Origin of the sequence: Accumulibacter sp., from assembly GCF_031732815.1 — a bacterium.
Classification (GTDB): Bacteria; Pseudomonadota; Gammaproteobacteria; order Burkholderiales; family Rhodocyclaceae; genus Accumulibacter.
This window is the reverse complement of the sequence record NZ_JAVMKF010000244.1, coordinates 1-3,072: the sequence shown is the minus strand read 5'-3', so window position 1 is coordinate 3,072 and position 3,072 is coordinate 1. Positions and strand designations below refer to the sequence as shown.

Here is a 3,072-nt window from a genome sequence, read left to right as displayed (position 1 = left end):
GAAGGCGGTGACGCAGGGCAAGATCGCCGACATCCTGCAGGCGCGCGGCCAGTTCGCGGAGGCGCTGGCGCTCCACGAGAAGCGTCTGCCGGTGGCCGAACGGATGCGCGATCTCGATAGCATCGCGCACATCAGGTACTCGACCGCGGCGCTGCGCCTGCAGCTTGGGCAGCATACCAGCCGCGGGCTGCAGCGGATCTACGACGATCTGGCCGAGGCCTTCGCGCTCAGCCGGCAACTTGGCCGTCCGGATTTCATCGGCGGGGTGGGCCAACTGCTGGCGCAGGTGCTGGCGCTGGCCGGCGAGCGCGAGTCGGCGCTGGAGGTGCTGACGCTGGCCGAGCAGGCGTTCGCCAAGATTAAGGACGCCGATGGGCTGGCACTGGTGCGCGAGCTGCGCGCAGAGATCGGTGGGAGCTGACGGCGCGCTTTGCCAGCGGTAGGGCGCGCGTCGGCATCGCTTTACCCGGCTGCGCCGCCGCGCGCTGCGCAAGGGGATTGCGGAGAAGCCGGAAGCCAGTCGGGCGACGCAGCGGCGCAGGACGCAAGACGCAAGGCGCAGGACTTGCACCGACGGCAGCGGCGGCGCGGCGGCACGCTCCCAGTGGCAGAAAACGCCGCCCTTGGCGGGCTTGACGGCCGAAACCATGCGCTCGATCGATCAACTCCGGCGATGGGGCGATCCGTTCCGGACATGGAAAGATCAATCGCGCAGATCGATCGATCCCGGCGGCCGGGCGGCCTCGCCACGCCGCGGCGGAAGTCGCCGCCTGCCGTCCGATGGCGCGCCTGCCGGGAATCAATTGTCGATCTCGATGCGGTTCCGGCTGCTGAAATGGTCGGTCCATAGCGGCACGCCCGGCAGATTCGGGTCCTGGGTGCCGATCAGCTTGCCGTTCGGGTCGAAATACTGGCGATTGACCGACGGGTAGCGGCGCAGGTACTCGGCATCGTTGGTCATCACGAAATACTGGTTGTGGCGAATCCTGCGCTCGGGCTCGCCCGGCTGGTATTTGTTGCGGAAACCGATGTTCAGGTGTTCGGCCAAGCGTTTGACCACCGGGTAGAGCTTGAGATAGGCGTTGGCGATATGCGCAGCGGCCGCCACCCATGCGCGCCGGTACCAGCGCGGATGATCGAAGGAGACGATGAAGGTGAGCAGATAGAGGCCGAGCGCCGCGATCCACAGGCGCGGCTCCGGGGCGACGTTGTGGCTGACGTGATCGGTGGTCGCGATGAAGGCGAGCGAAGCCAGCGCCGGCAGCGCGACCCACGACATCCGCCGGCGCAGCGCGATCGGCTCGACACTCACCTCCGTCGTCGCCGGTGGCGAACCGGGATGAATCGGCCGGCGGTGGCGCAGACGATGCATCCACCAGGTCACGGTAGCGCACAGCGCGGCAAAGACCCAGAAGCCGACCGTCCAGAAGTGTCCCATCCGGGTGAGCTCGAAATTCGGCTCGAAGAGGTCGGGAAAAGAGAGCAGGGCGAGAAACGGGCCGAGATTCGACAGCGCGTACAGGCGATACGCGGAACGGCCGGGAAAAACCTGGGTGTACCAGTACTGGATCAGCGGCAGGTCAGCGCCCGTGCGGCAGCCAGTCCGGGACTGGCGAAACCGTCAGCCAGCGCATTTCTGAACGGCGACCAGAAATCGCGCGGGCGCGTACCGTCCGGATTCGCTTTCAACCACTTCATCCCCTTCTGCCGGCACTCTTTGTCAAAGTCAGCAGGCTCCGGGATACGGGGCACCGGGATCATGCTTTCGCCTGTCGCCCTTTCTGCCCGTCGACCCACACCACCCAGCGAGGCCAGAAGTGATCGCCCCCAGGCAGTACCCGAAGCAGTTCCTCGTGGATAGCCGCCTCGGTCGCCAACTTCTCCGGCAACGGGTTCCGTTCGCCGCGCATCCATGCCTCCGCCGCCTCGATCGCCTGCTCTGCCTCCACCGACCTGGCCTGAGCAAGGCCAAAAGCATCCGAGACGAGCCAATCGACGACATCGCCCCGCTTGGCCCAGGTCGCCCGCTCAATGTGAGCTTGTTTGTCGCGCAGGACGATATTGAAAAGCGCATCCTGGTCGTCGTCGAAATCCGGCTCCGCAGAAGCCAGAACCAATGGGGAGTGGGTCGCGACGATCAGTTGCACAGGCACGCTCTTGCCGGTCAGCGCCTGCATGACGCGCAGCAGCGCCGGCACGATTCGCCGTTGCCATTGAGGATGCAGGTGACACTCGATCTCATCGACGAGGAAGATGATTTCTTTCGCTGGCTTGCGTCCGGTTTGCTCGCAAGCAATCTTGTGTTCCCGCCACGTCCAGACCAGCAGGTAAGCCAGCGCTGCAATGCGACGCATGCCGGCCGAAGCATGAATCAGCGCGACATTCTGTCCATCGGGCATGCGCAGCGAGGGGTAGTCCTTGACGTCAAGTCCGATCCAAACCGGATCGCCGGCGTGAAGCTGCTCATCACGCGATGGCGACAGCGCCGCCAGCACTTTGGCCAGATCGTCAAAGGTGGGGTCCTGGCTTTTCTGCCACAGCACCCAGTCCTGAATCAGTCCATTGCAATGACGAATGCCTCCCCCGCCTTCAAGCCCATACCACACCTGCTCTGGCGTGAAGTTGAACGCTCTCAGGCGCTCGAAGCTTGGCGACGTCTTGTCCTGCCAGTAGTTGCGTGCCGGGTCCCACGCCGAAAAACTGCCATCGACCCCAGCATAGATGACGACCCCGGGTATCGGCGGCCTCCCCGGCTTGACCAGCCAGGCCTGCTCGCTTCGATCAAAAAAGCTCGTTTCCTCGAAGTCTCCCGCTGTGGACCTGGAATACGCATAGGCAATGCCGGGCCTCTTCTCACTCTTCTGCGGCAGCGAGCGCGGGCAAAACCGTGGGCCAGAATCCCGCGTTCGAGATGCCGCCGGAACTCGCGTTCGACATGGGCTGGGCCGGATACGCCCTGGCGGCTGTCGCAGGAGAGTTCGAGTCAGGTGGCGAGGTACGTCTGCACGGTCTGCACGGTCTGCACGGTGCGATAGAGCACACTACGTTCGGGCCGGCGATGTCGATAGACGG

Annotated in this window: 5 protein-coding genes; 2 read left to right on the top strand and 3 right to left on the bottom strand. The window is 64.8% G+C overall.

Translation table 11 applies throughout. The features are described from left to right. On the top strand, window positions 1-421 hold a 421-nt coding region (locus RKP46_RS14835; RefSeq protein WP_409194154.1), incomplete at its 5' end, for a hypothetical protein. A 378-nt stretch (window positions 422-799) separates the two neighbouring features. On the opposite strand, the gene RKP46_RS14830 is transcribed toward RKP46_RS14835, so the two are convergent. From RKP46_RS14830 to RKP46_RS14820, 3 genes are all read right to left on the bottom strand, one after another. After that, complete coding sequence (locus tag RKP46_RS14830; RefSeq protein ID WP_311107354.1) at window positions 800-1,438, bottom strand: hypothetical protein; 639 nt, start codon at window positions 1,436-1,438, stop codon at window positions 800-802. A 131-nt stretch (window positions 1,439-1,569) separates the two neighbouring features. Continuing rightward, window positions 1,570-1,698 carry a hypothetical protein gene (locus RKP46_RS14825; protein ID WP_311107353.1) on the bottom strand — a complete coding sequence of 43 codons (129 nt, stop codon included), beginning with the start codon at window positions 1,696-1,698 and terminating at the stop codon, window positions 1,570-1,572. Window positions 1,699-1,757: 59 nt separating this feature from the next. Further along, window positions 1,758-2,495 (bottom strand): AAA family ATPase, encoded by a 738-nt coding sequence (locus RKP46_RS14820; RefSeq protein ID WP_409194153.1) that lies wholly within the window; start codon window positions 2,493-2,495, stop codon window positions 1,758-1,760. Between the two features lie 392 nt (window positions 2,496-2,887). On the opposite strand from RKP46_RS14820, the gene RKP46_RS14815 reads away from it, so the two are divergent. Then, a partial coding sequence (locus RKP46_RS14815; RefSeq protein WP_311107351.1) for a hypothetical protein occupies window positions 2,888-3,072 on the top strand: 185 nt, incomplete at its 3' end.

Excerpts from the sequence above, each read along its gene's own strand:
- RKP46_RS14825 (WP_311107353.1), bottom strand. The coding sequence starts at position 1,698 with ATGAAGTGGTTGAAAGCGAATCCGGACGGTACGCGCCCGCGCGATTTC.
- RKP46_RS14830 (WP_311107354.1), bottom strand. The coding sequence starts at position 1,438 with ATGGGACACTTCTGGACGGTCGGCTTCTGGGTCTTTGCCGCGCTGTGC.